General features: G+C 64.1%; 17 protein-coding genes and 2 tRNA genes. 17 read left to right on the forward strand and 2 right to left on the reverse strand.

Going from position 1 to position 15,734, the window contains the following annotated elements; genetic code table 11:
• Positions 1–59 precede the first annotated feature (59 nt).
• Complete coding sequence (locus tag IVA78_RS21465) at positions 60–1,703, reverse strand: hypothetical protein (protein ID WP_247467619.1); 1,644 nt, start codon at positions 1,701–1,703, stop codon at positions 60–62.
• A 94-nt stretch (positions 1,704–1,797) separates the two neighbouring features.
• Positions 1,798–1,872 (reverse strand) — tRNA-Thr (locus IVA78_RS21470).
• Between the two features lie 316 nt (positions 1,873–2,188).
• Between IVA78_RS21470 and IVA78_RS21475 the strand changes: the two genes are divergently transcribed.
• The 17 genes from IVA78_RS21475 (at position 2,189) to IVA78_RS21555 (ending at position 15,726) form a co-directional block, all read left to right on the forward strand.
• Positions 2,189–2,371 (forward strand): hypothetical protein, encoded by a 183-nt coding sequence (locus tag IVA78_RS21475; RefSeq protein WP_247467621.1) that lies wholly within the window; start codon positions 2,189–2,191, stop codon positions 2,369–2,371.
• Between the two features lie 39 nt (positions 2,372–2,410).
• Positions 2,411–4,117, forward strand: coding sequence for a cyclic nucleotide-binding domain-containing thioredoxin-disulfide reductase (locus IVA78_RS21480; protein ID WP_247468063.1), 1,707 nt, complete (start codon positions 2,411–2,413; stop codon positions 4,115–4,117).
• A 202-nt stretch (positions 4,118–4,319) separates the two neighbouring features.
• Complete coding sequence (locus IVA78_RS21485) at positions 4,320–4,628, forward strand: EthD family reductase (RefSeq protein WP_247281469.1); 309 nt, start codon at positions 4,320–4,322, stop codon at positions 4,626–4,628.
• Positions 4,629–4,864: 236 nt separating this feature from the next.
• Positions 4,865–5,374 carry a hypothetical protein gene (locus IVA78_RS21490; protein WP_247467623.1) on the forward strand — a complete coding sequence of 170 codons (510 nt, stop codon included), beginning with the start codon at positions 4,865–4,867 and terminating at the stop codon, positions 5,372–5,374.
• A gap of 19 nt (positions 5,375–5,393) precedes the next feature.
• On the forward strand, positions 5,394–6,218 hold the full coding sequence (locus tag IVA78_RS21495; RefSeq protein ID WP_247467625.1) for an alpha/beta hydrolase: 825 nt from the start codon (positions 5,394–5,396) through the stop codon (positions 6,216–6,218).
• Between the two features lie 209 nt (positions 6,219–6,427).
• A complete protein-coding gene (locus IVA78_RS21500) occupies positions 6,428–6,871 on the forward strand; it encodes a DUF2948 family protein (RefSeq protein WP_247467628.1) in 444 nt (147 codons plus the stop codon).
• A 169-nt stretch (positions 6,872–7,040) separates the two neighbouring features.
• The gene (gene hisD, locus IVA78_RS21505; RefSeq protein ID WP_247467632.1) at positions 7,041–8,336 is read left to right on the forward strand and encodes a histidinol dehydrogenase; all 1,296 of its coding nucleotides are present in this window, start codon (positions 7,041–7,043) and stop codon (positions 8,334–8,336) included.
• On the forward strand, positions 8,333–8,830 hold the full coding sequence (locus IVA78_RS21510) for a UPF0262 family protein (protein ID WP_247467635.1): 498 nt from the start codon (positions 8,333–8,335) through the stop codon (positions 8,828–8,830). Before hisD ends, IVA78_RS21510 begins: the two co-directional genes overlap by 4 nt.
• 5 nt (positions 8,831–8,835) lie before the next feature.
• Positions 8,836–9,303, forward strand: a complete 468-nt coding sequence (locus IVA78_RS21515; protein ID WP_247467637.1) for an arsenate reductase ArsC — start codon at positions 8,836–8,838, stop codon at positions 9,301–9,303.
• Between the two features lie 154 nt (positions 9,304–9,457).
• Positions 9,458–10,087, forward strand: coding sequence for a Maf-like protein (locus IVA78_RS21520; RefSeq protein ID WP_247467640.1), 630 nt, complete (start codon positions 9,458–9,460; stop codon positions 10,085–10,087).
• 154 nt (positions 10,088–10,241) lie between these two features.
• Positions 10,242–10,424 (forward strand): DNA gyrase inhibitor YacG, encoded by a 183-nt coding sequence (gene yacG / locus IVA78_RS21525; RefSeq protein ID WP_247281461.1) that lies wholly within the window; start codon positions 10,242–10,244, stop codon positions 10,422–10,424.
• A 184-nt stretch (positions 10,425–10,608) separates the two neighbouring features.
• Positions 10,609–10,684, forward strand: a tRNA-Phe gene (locus IVA78_RS21530).
• 473 nt (positions 10,685–11,157) lie between these two features.
• Positions 11,158–11,928, forward strand: a complete 771-nt coding sequence (locus tag IVA78_RS21535) for a transporter (RefSeq protein WP_346275311.1) — start codon at positions 11,158–11,160, stop codon at positions 11,926–11,928.
• Positions 11,929–12,524: 596 nt separating this feature from the next.
• On the forward strand, positions 12,525–13,157 hold the full coding sequence (locus tag IVA78_RS21540) for a DUF1326 domain-containing protein (RefSeq protein ID WP_247467642.1): 633 nt from the start codon (positions 12,525–12,527) through the stop codon (positions 13,155–13,157).
• Positions 13,158–13,220: 63 nt separating this feature from the next.
• Complete coding sequence (locus IVA78_RS21545) at positions 13,221–14,000, forward strand: DUF2182 domain-containing protein (RefSeq protein ID WP_247467644.1); 780 nt, start codon at positions 13,221–13,223, stop codon at positions 13,998–14,000.
• Between the two features lie 338 nt (positions 14,001–14,338).
• On the forward strand, positions 14,339–15,001 hold the full coding sequence (locus tag IVA78_RS21550) for a heme-binding beta-barrel domain-containing protein (RefSeq protein ID WP_247467646.1): 663 nt from the start codon (positions 14,339–14,341) through the stop codon (positions 14,999–15,001).
• 14 nt (positions 15,002–15,015) lie between these two features.
• The gene (locus IVA78_RS21555) at positions 15,016–15,726 is read left to right on the forward strand and encodes a dihydrofolate reductase family protein (RefSeq protein WP_247467648.1); all 711 of its coding nucleotides are present in this window, start codon (positions 15,016–15,018) and stop codon (positions 15,724–15,726) included.
• Positions 15,727–15,734 lie beyond the last annotated feature (8 nt).

Consider the following 15,734-nt stretch of genomic DNA (forward strand, 5'->3'; position numbering starts at 1 on the left):
ATGCCAAACATCTAGCTACAAGCAGACTCCACTCTGATTGGAAAGAATTGCAACCACCATCAGTTCCGGTTGACTGAGGTGGCTCTGCCGGGTGGTCTTGGGATCGCTGCGATCACTCGAGCCATAGCAATGACGGAAACATCGCCATAATCTTCTCCTGCTGTTCGAGGTGCGTGACCTTGAATGGCGTCCACTACGCGCTCGTTTAAACCGAGGTTGCGTCCGATGGACTTCAGGCGATGTCGCCAGGCGTGGTTCGGCTGAACCCTGCTATCAGTGACTACCGCTCGAACAAAATCCACGACCCGCTTGTAGCTTCCCTTCGCGAACAACGGACCGTCCTCGGAGCTCTCAACGAAGCGCAGCAAGCCGAGCTCAAGAAGGTGAGGGTGGATAGGCACTAGCCGGTAGGTTCCGCTCTTGATGCTGCCCGCGAGCGGATTCAGGTCGAAAATGTGATGCCCCGCTTCTTCACGAACGTCCTCCTTCCGAAGTTGAAGCGCTTCGGCGATCCGGCAGCCGGTGTAGGCAGCGATCAGCGGTGCCCATCGTTTGGCCGCCGCCGTCCTCGGATCTTCCTTCGGCTTCTGGATATACCCAATGCACGCGTCAAAGATCGCTCCTGCCTCCTGATCTGTGAAGCCTTTGGATCTCGACCGGATCTTCTTCTCGGCCTTTACCTTGACCACATCAGCTGGATTCAGGGGCAGCTTTCGATTGTCTACGGCCCAGCCGAACACCGATTTGATCCCGGGCAGATCTCCATCCTTCAGGGTCTTCGCGGAGACGACCTTCAGGCGAGCGTCCTTAAAGGCCAGCATGTCCTCCTCAGTGACGCGATCAGCATCGTCGTGACCGAGGTGCTTAACGAGCCGCTCTATGGCACCCTTGTAGGCGTCGTAAGTGTTTTGGCTGCGTCCGGTCGCCTTGGCCTCTCTCCACCACAGTTCAAGCAGGCCGGTGATGGTTTGCTTAGGCTTGATCGCTGCAATGCTGTCGATACGAGGGAAGCGTTGCGCCTTCGGGTCAGGAGTGTAGTCGCCCGCTGCGTTGCGCTTTAGCTGCCAACCGGCATCAAGCGAAGCGGTACCGATCAGCTGAAGAAATCTTCGGCGGTGGGATTGAGCAAGACGTACTCGATGTCGGATGAGAACCCAGTCCGCCAGTAGACCAAACCGATTCTCCAGCCCGTCGTGCTGATCGGGAGGCAGAGTGTCGATTGCCGCAGTAAGGTCCTGGGCTCCGAATAAATCCGTCGCTGCTGTGGCGTCGTCCACCTTGAGAGTCGCTGGCGGTGCATCCTTTATGCGACCTTCCAGGACGGCTCGGCTGATCGCCTTGTGGTACGCCCACTTGCCAGGGTCGCCTGGATTGTTTTCGTGAACTTCGCAATAGAGACGATAGGTCTCGCCAGACAGTGCGACCATGTCACGATACGACATCGTGGTTGGTGGTGCGGCTGTCAGATCGAATAGCCGTTGCAGGTGCTCAAGCGCATCGGCGTGGCGCGCCGAAGCGATCGCTTCATCCGTGGTCTCCAGACTGAACGCGACGTCTGCGCCGATCGTGACGATCTTGATGCACGCGGGCTCTGTATGGCGCGATAAGTGCAGCAAGATCCGCTTGCCGCGTAACTCACCTAAGAGCTTTGTTGGAACCCGACAGCGGAATTGCGGGACGCTGGAGTTGGCACGTTTGTCCATGCGACGCTTTATTGAAACCATTGGTCTGTGTGGCACTCTTGTGTGGCACTCAGGACCGAATTTTCAAGAAAATCAATGCATCCAATAGGATGGATGGTGCTGCCAGACAGGATTGAACTGTCGACCTCTCCCTTACCAAGGGAGTGCTCTACCACTGAGCTACGGCAGCAGATGCTGGCACAGAATCGGGCCGCCACCGGGCCCGCCAAGCGGGGCGATGGATGCCACAAGGGCCCCTCATGTGCAAGCTTGCCGGCTCTGCCAAATCGAGAAAATCGGCGCGGTTGTCCGACCGAGGCGGCCTTATTGCCCAGAAATGACCGATTTTGGGGTGATTTTTCTGCCGGCGAGCCCCAGCCATCTGGCCAGTTGGTCCCGCCCTCGAATTCGACCAAATCTCGCTGGCTTCGTTGCGCCGGCCTCTTGTACCTCTTGAGATGTCGTCATTCGGTGGCATCCTGCCGCCGACAACGTGATGGGCCACGATGAGCGACGAGACTGACAAGACGCGGGCCGCTGATCCCCGGCAGGACCGGCTGAAATCGGCGCTGCGCGAAAACCTGAAGCGGCGGAAGGTGCAGGCGCGCGAACGCGCCGCAAGGACCGAGCCCTCGCCGAACGACGATGATTCCCTGGGTAAGGGGACCGCCGGCAAGACCGGCAGTTGAAGGCCGACGGCTAACATTTTGGAGTGCATGGAAGTGGCAATGGGGCAGGACGGACAGCAACGAACCGACCGCGACGCGCTGATGTCGCGGTTCACCCGTCCCGAGCAGACCTTTCCGACGCTGACATCAGCCGAGATCGCGCGTATCAGGCATTTCGGCGAGGTCCGCAGCTATGCCGACGGCGAGTTCCTGTTCGAGACCGGCAAGCCCGGGCCCGGCATGTTCGTCGTGCTGTCTGGCCACGTTGCCATCACCCAGCGCGACGGGCTCGGCCACGTCACGCCCGTGATCGATCAGGGGCCGGGGCAATTCCTAGCCGAGCTCGGCCAGCTCTCGGGACGGCCGGCGCTGGTCGACGGACGCGCCGAGGGCGATGTCGAGGTGCTGCTGGTACGCCCGGACCGGCTGCGCGCGCTGCTGGTGGCCGAAGCCGAGCTTGGCGAGCGCATCATGCGCGCGCTGATCCTGCGCCGGGTCAGCCTGATCCAGGGCGGCATTGGCGGCCCCGTGTTGATCGGTCCGTCGAACTCCGCCGGCGTGGTGCGCCTGCAAGGCTTTCTCACCCGCAACGGCCAACCGCATCATCTGCTCGATCCCAATAGCGAGCATGACGCCGCCGAGATCATCGCGCGCTATTCGCCCGAGCCGGAGGATTGGCCGCTCGTCGTCACCGCCGACGGCACCGTGCTGCGCAACCCCAGCGAAACCGCGCTCGGCCGCGCCATCGGCATGATCGGCGGGGCGAAGGATGACCGCATCTACGACGTCGCGATCGTCGGCTGTGGACCGGCAGGCCTTGCGACGGCGGTCTACGCGGCGTCCGAAGGGCTGTCCGTCGCCGTGCTCGACACCCGCGCCTTCGGCGGCCAGGCCGGCGCAAGCGCGCGCATCGAGAATTATCTGGGCTTTCCGACCGGCATCTCGGGCCAGGCGCTTGCGGGTCGCGCCTTCACCCAGGCGCAGAAATTCGGCGCCGAGATCATGATCCCGATGTCGGTGAAGTCGCTGGACTGCTCGCGCAGCGCCGGTACGTTCGCGCTGGCGCTGGATTGCGGCGACACGTTGCGCTCACGCGCGGTGGTGGTCGCGAGCGGCGCGCGTTATCGCCGTCCCGAGATCGAGAACCTCGACAAGTTCGAGGGGCGCGGCGTCTGGTACTGGGCATCTCCTGTCGAGGCGCGGCTCTGCGCCGGCGAGGAGGTGGCGCTAGTCGGTGCCGGCAATTCGGCCGGCCAGGCCGCCGTGTTCCTGTCGGGTCATGCAAAGAAGGTCTTGATGATCATCCGCGGCGGTGGCCTGGGCGCGAGCATGTCGCGCTATCTGATCGAACGCATCGAAGCGACGCCGAACATCGAATTGATGTTCAACACCGAGATCACCGCGCTCGAAGGCGACGAGGCCTCGCTGCTGCGCCGCATCCGCTGGAAGAGCCGGCTTTCCGATGACGAGGATTCTGCCGAGATCCGCAATCTCTTTCTGTTCGTCGGCGCCGATCCCGCCACCAATTGGCTCGACGGCTGCGGCGTCACGCTCGACCGCGGCGGCTTCATCGTGACCGGCGCGCAGTCCGAGCAGAACCAGGGCCGGCTGGTGGCGCCGCTCGAGACCTCCGTGCCCGGCGTCTATGCCGTCGGCGACGTCCGCTCCGGCTCGGTCAAGCGCGTCGGCGGCGCCATTGGCGAAGGCGCGCAGGTCGTGGCCTCCCTGCACGGCTATCTCGGCGACGCCGCAAAACCGGCGCTTTAGGCAAGCAGAAGACAACCGGAATATGGGTTGTCATCGTGCGACATCCCGCGGACTATCCCCTCATCCTGAGGAGCCGCGACAGCGGCGTCTCGAAGGATCGAGGCCCAGCTGTCACAGCCGGGCCTTCATGGTTCGAGACGCGTGCTTCGCACGCTCCTCACCATGAGGATCTAAACACAACAAGTTTCACAGGGAGGACTAAATGGCTGAACTCGTCGTGCTCTACAAGACGCCCAAGGATGCTGCGGCCTTCGACAAGCATTATGCCGAGACCCACATCCCGCTTGCCAAGAAACTGCCCGGCTTGAAGAAGTACGCGGTCAGCACCGGCCCGGTCGGCTCTCCCGCTGGTCCTTCCGGAGTCCACCTCGTCGCTATACTCACCTTCGACAGCGTGGCCGCCATCCAGGCGGCATTCGGCAGCGCAGAAGGCAAGGCGGCAGCGGGCGACGTGCCGAAATTCGCCAGCGGCGGCGCCGACCTGCTGATCTTCGACACCAAGGAAGTGTGAACCACGCGCAAGGGCGGCCCACATATCGCGGGCCGCTCTTGCCGAAGATGATTCAAGTTCGTCGAAAACCTGCTGTCGTTTGTGACAGCGCTGCAAAAAATCCGAGCACGCGTTTGTCAATTCGCACGATGGCGCATGGCTCAGGGCGCATGTGCGACGCCATCGCATGTGGCAATCCGATGAGGACCGTAATATCAATTGCCTGATCTCAATGCTGGACACGTAGGAGAGACGTCATGGTGCTTGGGTTGAGCCTGTCCGCCTTTACGATGATCCATGTCGTCATCAGCCTGATTGCCATTGTCGCGGGCCTCGTCGTGATGTTCGGCCTGCTCGGCTCGAAGTCGATGCCGGGCCTCACCGCGATCTTCCTGCTGTTCACGATCCTGACCAGCGCGACCGGCTTCCTGTTTCCGTTCGAGAAGCTGCTGCCGTCGCACGTCATCGGCATCATCTCGCTGCTGCTGCTCGCGATCGCCTGCATCGCGCTCTACGGCATGAAGCTCGCAGGTGCCTGGCGCCCGGTCTTTATCGTGACCGCGATGGTCTCGCTCTATTTCAACGTCTTCGTGCTGGTCATCCAGTCGTTCCTGAAGGTGCCGGCGCTCGCCGCGCTCGCGCCCGCCGTGCCGCCGGCGCCGCCGTCGGGTCCGGTGTTCGCGGTGGTGCAGGGCATCGTGCTGGTGTTCTTCGTCCTGCTCACCATCGGCGCCTGGCGCCGCTTCAGGCCGATGGCGTTTGCCTGATCGTTCAAGGAGCCTAGCAATGCCCACCATCACCACCAAAGACGGCGTCGCGATCTTCTACAAGGATTGGGGCTCGGGCCAGCCGATCGTGTTCAGCCATGGCTGGCCGCTCTCGGCCGACGACTGGGACGCGCAGATGTTGTTCTTCGTCTCGCATGGCTACCGCGTCATCGCGCATGACCGCCGCGGCCACGGCCGCTCGGCGCAGGTCGCCGACGGCCACGACATGGATCATTACGCCGACGACCTTGCCGCGCTGACCGCCCATCTCGACCTCAAGAACGCCATCCATGTCGGCCACTCCACCGGTGGCGGCGAGGTCGTGCACTACATCGCGCGCCACGGCGAGAGCCGCGTCGCGAAAGCGGCGCTCCTGTCCGCAGTGCCGCCGCTGATGGTGCAGACCGCGGCCAATCCCGGCGGCCTGCCGAAGAGCGTGTTCGACGGTCTCCAGGCGCAGCTCGCGGCCAGCCGCGCGCAATTCTATCGCGACCTCCCCGCCGGCCCGTTCTATGGCTACAATCGTCCCGGCGCAAAGCCGTCGGAAGCGGTGATCCAGAACTGGTGGCGCCAGGGCATGATGGGCGGCGCAAAAGCGCATTACGACGGCATCGTCGCGTTCTCGCAGACCGACTTCACCGAGGACCTGAAGAAGATCAACGTGCCGGTGCTGGTCATGCACGGCGACGACGACCAGATCGTGCCTTACGCCGATTCCGCACCGCTGTCGGCCAAGCTGCTGAAGAAGGGCATCCTCAAGACCTACAAAGGCTTCCCGCACGGCATGCCGACCACGCACGCCGAGACCATCAACGCGGACCTCCTGGCGTTCTTCAAGGAGTGAAGCTTCGCGTGCTCCGTCGGATCTCACCATCGCTCGTCACCTCGACCGAGCGGATCGGCCGCGCCATGATCCGCGTCGCCCGAGAGAGGTAAGATGCTGAAAATGGAGGATATCAATAGCCTCTAGTCCGCTGCGCAGTTAGTTTGGTGCGGAAAGTTCGGCGCCGCGCGCGTTGAGTCCCGTCCGCCCTTGAAGGAGAAGCGTCGGCGATGTCTCCCCAGCTCAAACTGATCGCACTTGACGCCGACGATCTCGCTGTCATCTCGACCCATGTCCAGGACGCCCGTGTCCAGGCCTCCGACATCATCTGGCGGCAGAGCGAGAAGCGGCTTGTCGTCGGCATGAGCCGGCTCGACTGGGAGCAGACCCTGGAAGGCGAGGCCGAGCCGCGCCGGCTGGTCGCCGCGCTCCGCTTCGACCGCGTGCTTGCCTGCAAGTCGCGCAACATCGACCTCGCCGCGCCGGACAAGGTGCTGGACCTCGTCGGCATCGAGTTTCACCCCCAGGATGGCCGCAACGAGGAGCCCGGCGGCAGTGCCCTGCTTCTGTTCGCCCAGGGCGGCGCCATCCGCCTCGACGTCGAATGCCTGGAATGCGAGCTGACCGACCTCGGGACGGATGCGCTGGGGGCGGGCCCGGGGATCGAGGGGTGAGAATGGCATGCCAAGCCAACGCATTCCGTCGTCGGTCTGGCGAAAGCCAGAACGGCAGCGGAGGGAAACGACCCGGCCCAAGGGTTGACGCCGCTTCCCCGCCGCGCCATTGAGCAGGGGGTCGGGTGAGCCAATCCGCCCCAAAAGACCAGCCAGAAGCCCAGCCAAAATGCCCGTTCGTCTCGACCGCAGCAGCGCCGATTTTGACCAGCGATTCGCGGCCTTCCTCGCCGCCAAACGCGAGGTCTCGGCGGACGTCGAGGCCGCCGCGCGCGCGATCGTCGACGACGTCGCTAAACGGGGCGATGCGGCCCTGCTCGAGGCCACGAAAAAATTCGACCGGCTTTCGCTGGATGCCGCCTCCTTGCGCGTCACCGCCGCCGAGATCGAAGCCGCGACAAAGGCCTGTGATGCCGCGACGCTGGACGCGCTGAAGCTCGCGCGCGACCGCATCGAGATCTATCACCGCCGCCAGCTTCCGAGGGACGAGCGTTTCACCGACCCGCTCGGCGTCGAGCTCGGCTGGCGCTACACCGCAATCGAATCCGCCGGTCTCTATGTGCCCGGCGGCACCGCGGCCTATCCCTCCTCGGTGCTGATGAACGCCGTGCCCGCGAAGGTCGCCGGCGTTGCGCGCCTCGTCATGGTGGTGCCCTCGCCCGACGGCAAGCTCAACCCGCTGGTGCTGGCGGCAGCGCATCTCGGCGGCGTCACCGAGATCTACCGGGTTGGCGGCGCACAGGCCGTGGCCGCGCTCGCGCACGGCACCGCGACGATCGCGCCGGTTGCCAAGATCGTCGGGCCCGGCAACGCCTATGTCGCCGCCGCAAAGCGGCTGGTGTTCGGCAAGGTCGGCATCGACATGATCGCCGGCCCCTCCGAGGTGCTGGTGATCGCCGATGACACCGGCAATGCCGACTGGATCGCCGCGGATCTGTTGGCACAGGCCGAGCACGATGCCAGCGCGCAATCGATCCTGATCACCGATTCCGCGCGGCTTGCCGCCGAGGTCGAAAAGGCGGTCGCGGCGCAGCTGAAGACGCTGCCGCGGGCTGCGATCGCCGGCGCCTCGTGGGCCGATTTCGGCGCCATCATCATGGTGAAGGATATTGCTGGCGCCATCCCGCTCGCGGACGCGATCGCCGCCGAGCATCTCGAGATCATGACGAGCGATCCCGATGCGCTCGCCGCGAAGATCCGCAATGCAGGTGCAGTGTTCCTCGGTGCGCATACGCCGGAGGCGATCGGCGACTATGTCGGCGGCTCCAACCACGTGCTGCCGACTGCGCGCTCGGCGCGGTTCTCCTCGGGCCTGTCGGTGCACGACTTCATCAAGCGCACCTCGATCCTGAAATGCGGCCGGGATCAGCTGCGTGCGCTAGGTCCGGCCGCGATGACGCTTGGACAAGCGGAAGGGCTGCATGCCCATTCGCGCTCGATTGGATTGCGCCTCAATCAGTCATGACAAGGCCGCCCGAACAGGACGACTCGACCAATCGCATCGTCGGCGTCTCGCTGGACGAGGACTCGATCGGCCGTTCCGGGCCGGACATCGAGCATGAACGCGCGATCGCGATCTACGACCTGATCGAGCAGAATTTGTTCGCGCCCGACGGTGCCGAAGGGCAGGGCCCGTTCACGCTGCATATCGGCATCACCGGCAACCGCCTGATGTTCGACATTCGCCGCGAGGACGGCACGCCCGTGGTCGCGCATCTGTTGTCGCTGACGCCGTTCCGACGGATTGTGAAGGACTATTTCATGATCTGCGACAGCTATTATCAGGCGATCCGGACCGCGACGCCGGACAAGATCGAGGCCATCGACATGGGCCGCCGCGGCATCCATGACGAGGGATCGCGCACGCTCCAGGAGCGGCTGAAGGGCAAGGTGCGGGTCGATTTCGAGACCTCGCGCCGGCTGTTCACGCTCATTACTGTCCTGCACTGGAAAGGCTAAGCGCGATGGCGGCGCCGCCACGCGCACGCGATCCGCAATCGGTGCTGTTCGCCTGCGCGATGAACAGCGTGCGCTCGCCGATGGCCGAGAGCCTGTTGCAGCACATGTTTCCGCAGGGCCTCTACGTGAGGTCGGCCGGCGCCAGGAAGGGTGACCTCGATCCATTTGCGGTGTCCGTGATGGCCGAACTCGGCCAGGACATCTCCGCCCACAAGCCGCAGACCTTCGAGGAGCTGGAGGATTGGGAGGGCCTGAATTTCGACCTCATCATCACATTGTCGCCGGAGGCCCACCACAAGGCGCTGGAGCTGACCCGCACGCTCGCCGCCGAGGTCGAATACTGGCCGACGCAGGATCCCACCACGATCGAAGGCAGCCGTGACCAGAAGCTCGCCGCCTATCGCGCGGTTTGCGATCAGCTCTTGATGCGCATCCGCAGGCGGTTCGCGAAGGTGGGCGCGGCGAGCGGGTAGCATGCGGCGTGCGTAACACCCGCGTCACAGAGCGCAGGCACACGCGTGTTGGCAACCTCGAATCACCAAACCTCCGGTTCCTGGGTTGTGAAACCGGCCCCCTTCCGATAGGTTCCGCGCGCAATTCACCCCGCTTCATCCCCCAAATCACCTGATGCTCGGCCGCCCCAAATTCGTACTTGCCTCCGGTTCGCCGCGGCGCCTTGCGCTGCTCAATCAGGCCGGCATCGAGCCGGACGCGCTCCGGCCGGCCGACGTCGACGAGACGCCGAAGCGGGGCGAGCTGCCGCGCGCCTGCGCCAACCGCCTTGCGAGGGCCAAGGCCGATGCGGCGCTCAAATCGGTGCAGCTGGATGATGAGCTGCGCGGCGCCTTCATCCTCTCTGCCGACACCGTGGTGGCGGTCGGCCGCCGCATCTTGCCCAAGGCCAACCTGGTCGACGAAGCCGCGCAGTGCCTGCGGCTGCTCTCGGGCCGCAACCACCGCGTCTACACCGCGATCTGCGTCGTCACGCCGCGCGAGGCCTTTCGTCAGCGCCTGGTCGAGACCCGCGTCCGCTTCAAGCGCCTGTCGGAAGACGACATCCAGGCCTATATCGGCTCGGGCGAATGGCGCGGCAAAGCCGGCGGCTATGCGGCGCAGGGCATCGCCGGCTCGTTCGTGGTCAAGATGGTCGGCTCCTACACCAATGTGGTGGGCCTGCCGCTGTACGAGACCACGACCCTGCTCGGCGGCGAGGGCTTTCCGATCCGCTTCGGCTGGCTTAACGCCACCGCGCTGTGAGCACGACAGCGCCGTCGACAAAAATCGCGAAACAACCCCATGCGCAGTAGAATGGCCCCACCGGCCCGCCGCGCGAACGCCTGCCCCGCCGCGCGAGGAACCCGTTTGCCGGCTGGCGCTTGAACTGCCTCACCTCGTGTAAGCTGCCCCGGGCATGAACGATCACCTCAAAACGCCCGCCAAACCCCTCAAAACCTGCCCGATCTGCGGCAAGCCGCAGTCGCAGGCCACCCGCCCGTTCTGCTCCTCGCGCTGCCGCGACGTCGACCTGAACCGGTGGCTGAAGGGCTCCTACGTCATCCCCGGCCGCGACGACGAGGTGGATGACGTAGAATAGAAAGTAATATCAATGATTTGTTAAGTTCAGGAAGCGCCAGGCGCCAGCCGCGCCGACACTGCCCCACCTTGTACACAGCCGGGCCGCGCCCGGCGCAGCCTTCACGCGAAGCCGGGTGGACAGGCCGCTCTCGGCCCACTATAAACCGCCCGCTCGATGGGCTTTGGCCCCTCTCTTGGAGCACGCCCAGGTAGCTCAGTTGGTAGAGCATGCGACTGAAAATCGCAGTGTCGGTGGTTCGATTCCGCCCCTGGGCACCAACTACGCTTTTCCCGCGCTGAAGCACGAAGCTGACTAAGCCAAGATCGGCACGCGTTACGCGCTCGCGGGGCGTCCGCACTCTTGTGACCCGAACGATCCAGATCACCTCAAGGGTGTTCATGCCTTGCAGGACGCCATAGAGGTTTCGCAGCCCGGCGGTCCCCGCAAGTTCGAGATGCCGAACCGGGAAGGCGAGCAAGAAGAAGGTGCTCGTTCCGTTCTGAAGGAGGCAGCATGAGAAGCGTGGCATCGCGTCTGGCGCTGGCATCGCTCGGATTGGCGGCCGTCGCGCATCCATCCCAAGCTCTGGCCGATGCTGGCGGCGTCGGCTTCTGGCTGCCCGGTATATTCGGCAGCCTCGCAGCGGCGCCGGCCGTTCCTGGCTGGGCATATGCCACGGTCTACCTGCACCTCCAGGCGAACGCCGCAGCGGCGCAGAATTTCGTCACCAGCACTGGCGCGCGGCTCGGTTGTGACCGGACTCAACGCGCATGCGGACGCCCTTGCTCTTGGCATCACCTACACCTCTCCCTTGTCGGTCCTGGGCGGCCAGGCCGCCTTCTCGCTCATCACGGCGCCGGGTAACGCCGGCATCGGCATCGACGCCACGCTGACGGGACCGCGCGGCAACGCCATCTCGGGCGTCGCAACCGACACCCGCACGACGCTCTCGGACGTCATCTATCAAGGCACTTTGAAGTGGAACCAGGGCGTCCATAACCAGATGGTCTACGTCACCGGCAACATTCCGAGCGGGACTTACGATCCGAACCGTCTCGCCAATCTCAACCTCGGCTTCGTCGCGTGGGACGCCGGCGCCGGCTACACCTACTTGGACCCGAAGACTGGGCATGAATTCTCCGTCGTCGGCGGCTTCAGCTACAGCCTGCCCAACCCGCACCTGCAGTACCAGAACGGCATCGACTTCCACGTCGATTGGGCGGCCTCGCAATTCGTGACCAAGAACGTACACATCGGGGTTGCCGGCTATCTCTACCAGCAGATCACCGACGACAGCGGACCGGGCGCCAAGCTCGGCGGCTTCCGGGGACGTGCGATCGGCCTCGGTCCCCAGATTGGCTTCATCATTCCGCTGGCCGAGGGGTATCAAGGCTATCTCAACCTCAAAGGCTACAAGGACTTGGAGGTCGAGAACCGGGCATCGACCTGGAGCACGTGGGTGACCTTCGCCGTGTCTGCAGCGCCTCCCGAACCGCCTAGCAAGCCGGCGTTGCGCAAATGAGCGCCATCTCCGCCGGCTCACTTCAATGCGGCACCGAGCCAGCATCGCTGCAGATGGCCTGAAAGGTGGCAGTTCGGAGCGCGCTCATCGTCTCCCGGGCGCCCCGGTTGCCGCGTCGCAGGGCTATCGCACATGGCTCTTGGCGGCGCCTGAGCGCACGCCTCGTCGTTCGAGACGACCGCTTCGCGGTCTCGTCAAGATGAGGCCAAGCGGCATCGGTGCTCGTTGAAACTGCTGCCGCACACGCCGTCCTCATCCTGAGGTCCGCCAAGGGCGGGTGTCTCGAAGGACGGACGCCGCAGACGAACGGTCTTCAACTGGTCGCGTATGATGCCCTGCCAGGACACCATTCCTCTGATTTTCGGACGTCCCAAGAGCCGGCTGCTCTGCCGCATCCGTTCGCTGTACGCGCCCGGCTGCAGCTGATATGCTCTTGGCCATAGGACGGTAAATGGCAGCTGGCCACAGACTTTCCCGCGATGCCGGCCTTCTGATCGGATTCGATCCCGCTCGCACTTTCTCTCAAGGCCTCGACATAACGCTGAACAAATTCGTCTACGGCTGCCGCGTCCCTCGCTCACATTGGGAGATGTGCCATGGCTGCATCGGACTGGCGTCTCGAAGGCGAATGGATGAAGAATTGCACCTGCGCGTTTGGCTGCCCCTGCGATTTCAATGCACCGCCGACCAAGGGCTATTGCAAGGGAATGTTCGGCATGCGGATCGCCAAAGGACATTTCGAGGGAACCAGGCTCGACGGTCTCTGCTTCGCGATCACGGTCGATTTCCCCGGCCCGCTGCATGAAGGCAACGGGACAATCCAGCCCATCATCGACGAACGCGCCGCGCCGGAACAGCGCCAGGCGTTGTTCAATATCTTTTCAGGCAAACATTCGGCCGAGGGTACGCTTTTTCAGATTGTCAGCCTCATCGTCACCAAGATCCACGATCCGATTTTTGCGCCCTTCGAATTTTCCTTCGACAAGGACGGCCGCGTCGCAAAACTCGTCGCCACGGGCGTGCTCGAGACCGACGTCGAGCCGATCAAGAATCCGGTGACGGGTGATCCGCACCGCATCCAGGTGGTGATGCCCGAGGGATTCGAGCACAGGGCTGCCGAGATCGCGTCCGCCAACATCCGCTCGACCGGTGCCATCCCGTTCGAGACCCAGGGCACGCACAGCTCGCTCGCCAATGTCGTGCAAACGCCCGAGGGCATTGCGGCATGATGCGGCGCTGACGTCGAGACGAGGCCTCGGTGTCGGCTCCTCATCGCGATCCTGGAAAAGTCCATGCGGGGGCCCTTGATGCTGGAACGCCTACTTCAGCGCGACCGGCTGATCGTCGCAATCGGGACCGCCACAGTGGCGGCGCTCGCCTGGGCCTATCTCGCGGTGGGCGCCGGCATGGACACCGAGATGATGGCCGCCATGCCGGACATGGCGCCAATACCGTGGACGCCACTCTACGCTGCGCTGCTGTTCGTGATGTGGTGGGTGATGATGATCGCGATGATGGCGCCGAGCGCGGCGCCCACCGTTCTCTTGTATGCGACCGTCAAGCGCAAGCAGGAGACTGCATCCCGGGCCGCAATCGATGCCTGGATCTTTCTCGCCGGTTATCTCGTGACATGGGCGGGGTTCAGTGTCGTTGCGGTCCTGGCGCAATCGGTGTTGGAACGCTTGGGATTGCTGTCGATGGCGATGGCCAGCACCAGCGCAATCTTCGGCGGCAGCATTCTGCTTGCCGCAGGCCTCTACCAGTTCACGCCGATCAAACATGCCTGCCTGCGCTACTGCGATAGCCCGCTGCTGTTTCTCAGCCGGCATTGGCGGCCCGGCACGCGCGGAGCATTCCGGATGGGACTTCGCCACGGCAGCTATTGCGTCGGCTGCTGCTGGTTTCTGATGGCATTGCTGTTCGTCGGCGGCGCGATGAATCTGGCCTGGGTCATCGGCATTGCGCTCTATGTCGCCGCTGAGAAACTACTGCCGCTCGGCCGCCGATTGAGTTATGCGGCGGGCGCGGTCCTCATCCTGTCCGGCACGATCGTTCTGGCGCGCGCGATGTGAGAGGCCGGGACCGATAACCAATGCTGTCGCCTTCCAGCCGACCTCCGTGGTCACACGGATGTCGTCAGCTATTGAGCTTTGCCCCAACCAAAGCTTAAGGCCGCTTCGCCTGGCTTCGCGCTATGAACAGCACCCGCGCGGCGCGTGCGGCCGCGGCGCCACTAAAGTCGGCGACGGGTCGACTGAGTAGGTTCAGCTCCACTTCGCTCCCTTGGCAAGGTCCTTCCAACAACCGTCTGCGCGTGGCGCCTATGTCCATTCGCAATTGTGAGACTTGAGCACGAGCCGCATTCCCGCCTCCGTGCTATTGCTGCTCCTCGCAATCCCGCGAGGCCCCCATGCTCCCTATTCCCGCCGACATCTTCACCGAGCCCGAGGACGTTTCGCCCGACGGCCTTGCCAATCTCGGTCCCCTCCGCCGTCTTGCCGGCAGCTGGCAGGCGGACAAAGGCATCGACGTCAATCCGAAGGCGGAGGGGCCGGAGCAGCGCGCCTTCATCGAGCGCATCCGGATGGAGCCGATCGATCCCCAGGCCAACGGGCCGCAGCTGTTCTACGGGCTGCGCTATCACATCCACATCAACACGCCCGAGGAGGACGTCACCTTCCACGACCAGGTCGGCTATTGGCTGTGGGAGCCCGCGACCGGGCTGATCATGCAGACGCTGGCGATCCCGCGCGGGCAGGTGCTGCTCGCCTCGGGCAAGGCCGGGCCGGACGACAGGAAGATCTCCGTCACGGCGAAGCGCGGCGATACCGCTTACGGGATCTGCTCGACCGGTTTCCTGGAGCAGGCCTTCCGCACCGAGTCTTATCGCTGCGACATCAGCTTCCATGACGACGGCAGCTGGACCTATCTGATCCAGACCGAGTTGTTCGTGCGCGGCGCGCCGTTCAATCACCGCGACACCAATACGCTCAAGCTCGTCGCGCCGCCAAAGCTCAATCCGCTCGCGGTCATCGTGAATGAACGCGCCAAGGCTGGCGGATCGGCGGCCTGAGACCGGAGAATCACATGAAGCCTTATGTCATCTGCCTGATGCACGCCAGCCTGGATGGCCGCACGCATCCCAGCCGCTGGCGTCCGAAGGGTGCGGGCACGGATTGGTTCGAGAAAATCCATGACGAGCTCGGCGGCGACGCCTGGGTGATCGGCCGCGTTACTGGCTCGGAATTCGCCAAGGGCAAGCCGTATCCGACCGGGACGAGCGAGAAATTTCCGCGCGAGAACTGGTTCGCACGACGCGATGCGAAAAGCTTTGGGGTCGTGCTCGATGCGCAGGGCAAGATCGGCTGGGGCCGCTCCGACATCGGCGGGGATCCAATTGTCGTCGTGCTAACCGAAAGCGTGCCGGATTCGCATCTCGCAGGGGTGCGCGGCGAGGGTGTGTCCTACGTCTTCGCCGGCAAGTCCGAGATCGATTTGGCGCTGACGCTGGACATTCTCAGCCGTGAGCTCGGCGTGAAGCGTCTGCTGGTCGAGGGCGGCGGTGTCGCCAATGGCGCGTTCCTGCGCGCGGGTCTCATCGACGAATTCAATCTGATCCTCAGCCCCGCAGTGGATGGCGCGAGCGGTGCGCCCTTCGTGTTCGACTCGACGGCTGCGGACAGCGACAAGCGCGCGCCCATCATGGCGATGACGCTGGAGAGCACGCGGGAGCTCGGCGGCGGTGTCCTGCTGCTGCGCTATCTGATCCAGAACGAGCCGCAGGCCGTGGCCACGTAAGCGCCGGC

The organism is Bradyrhizobium sp. 137 (genome assembly GCF_023074095.1).
In the GTDB taxonomy this organism is placed as follows: domain Bacteria; phylum Pseudomonadota; class Alphaproteobacteria; order Rhizobiales; family Xanthobacteraceae; genus Bradyrhizobium.

Coding starts and splice junctions, on each gene's coding strand:
- IVA78_RS21465 (WP_247467619.1), bottom strand. CDS start 1,703: ATGGACAAACGTGCCAACTCCAGCGTCCCGCAATTCCGCTGTCGGGTT.
- IVA78_RS21475 (WP_247467621.1), top strand. CDS start 2,189: ATGAGCGACGAGACTGACAAGACGCGGGCCGCTGATCCCCGGCAGGAC.
- IVA78_RS21480 (WP_247468063.1), top strand. CDS start 2,411: ATGGGGCAGGACGGACAGCAACGAACCGACCGCGACGCGCTGATGTCG.
- IVA78_RS21485 (WP_247281469.1), top strand. CDS start 4,320: ATGGCTGAACTCGTCGTGCTCTACAAGACGCCCAAGGATGCTGCGGCC.
- IVA78_RS21490 (WP_247467623.1), top strand. CDS start 4,865: ATGGTGCTTGGGTTGAGCCTGTCCGCCTTTACGATGATCCATGTCGTC.
- IVA78_RS21495 (WP_247467625.1), top strand. CDS start 5,394: ATGCCCACCATCACCACCAAAGACGGCGTCGCGATCTTCTACAAGGAT.
- IVA78_RS21500 (WP_247467628.1), top strand. CDS start 6,428: ATGTCTCCCCAGCTCAAACTGATCGCACTTGACGCCGACGATCTCGCT.
- hisD (WP_247467632.1), top strand. CDS start 7,041: ATGCCCGTTCGTCTCGACCGCAGCAGCGCCGATTTTGACCAGCGATTC.
- IVA78_RS21510 (WP_247467635.1), top strand. CDS start 8,333: ATGACAAGGCCGCCCGAACAGGACGACTCGACCAATCGCATCGTCGGC.
- IVA78_RS21515 (WP_247467637.1), top strand. CDS start 8,836: ATGGCGGCGCCGCCACGCGCACGCGATCCGCAATCGGTGCTGTTCGCC.
- IVA78_RS21520 (WP_247467640.1), top strand. CDS start 9,458: ATGCTCGGCCGCCCCAAATTCGTACTTGCCTCCGGTTCGCCGCGGCGC.
- yacG (WP_247281461.1), top strand. CDS start 10,242: ATGAACGATCACCTCAAAACGCCCGCCAAACCCCTCAAAACCTGCCCG.
- IVA78_RS21540 (WP_247467642.1), top strand. CDS start 12,525: ATGGCTGCATCGGACTGGCGTCTCGAAGGCGAATGGATGAAGAATTGC.
- IVA78_RS21545 (WP_247467644.1), top strand. CDS start 13,221: ATGCGGGGGCCCTTGATGCTGGAACGCCTACTTCAGCGCGACCGGCTG.
- IVA78_RS21550 (WP_247467646.1), top strand. CDS start 14,339: ATGCTCCCTATTCCCGCCGACATCTTCACCGAGCCCGAGGACGTTTCG.
- IVA78_RS21555 (WP_247467648.1), top strand. CDS start 15,016: ATGAAGCCTTATGTCATCTGCCTGATGCACGCCAGCCTGGATGGCCGC.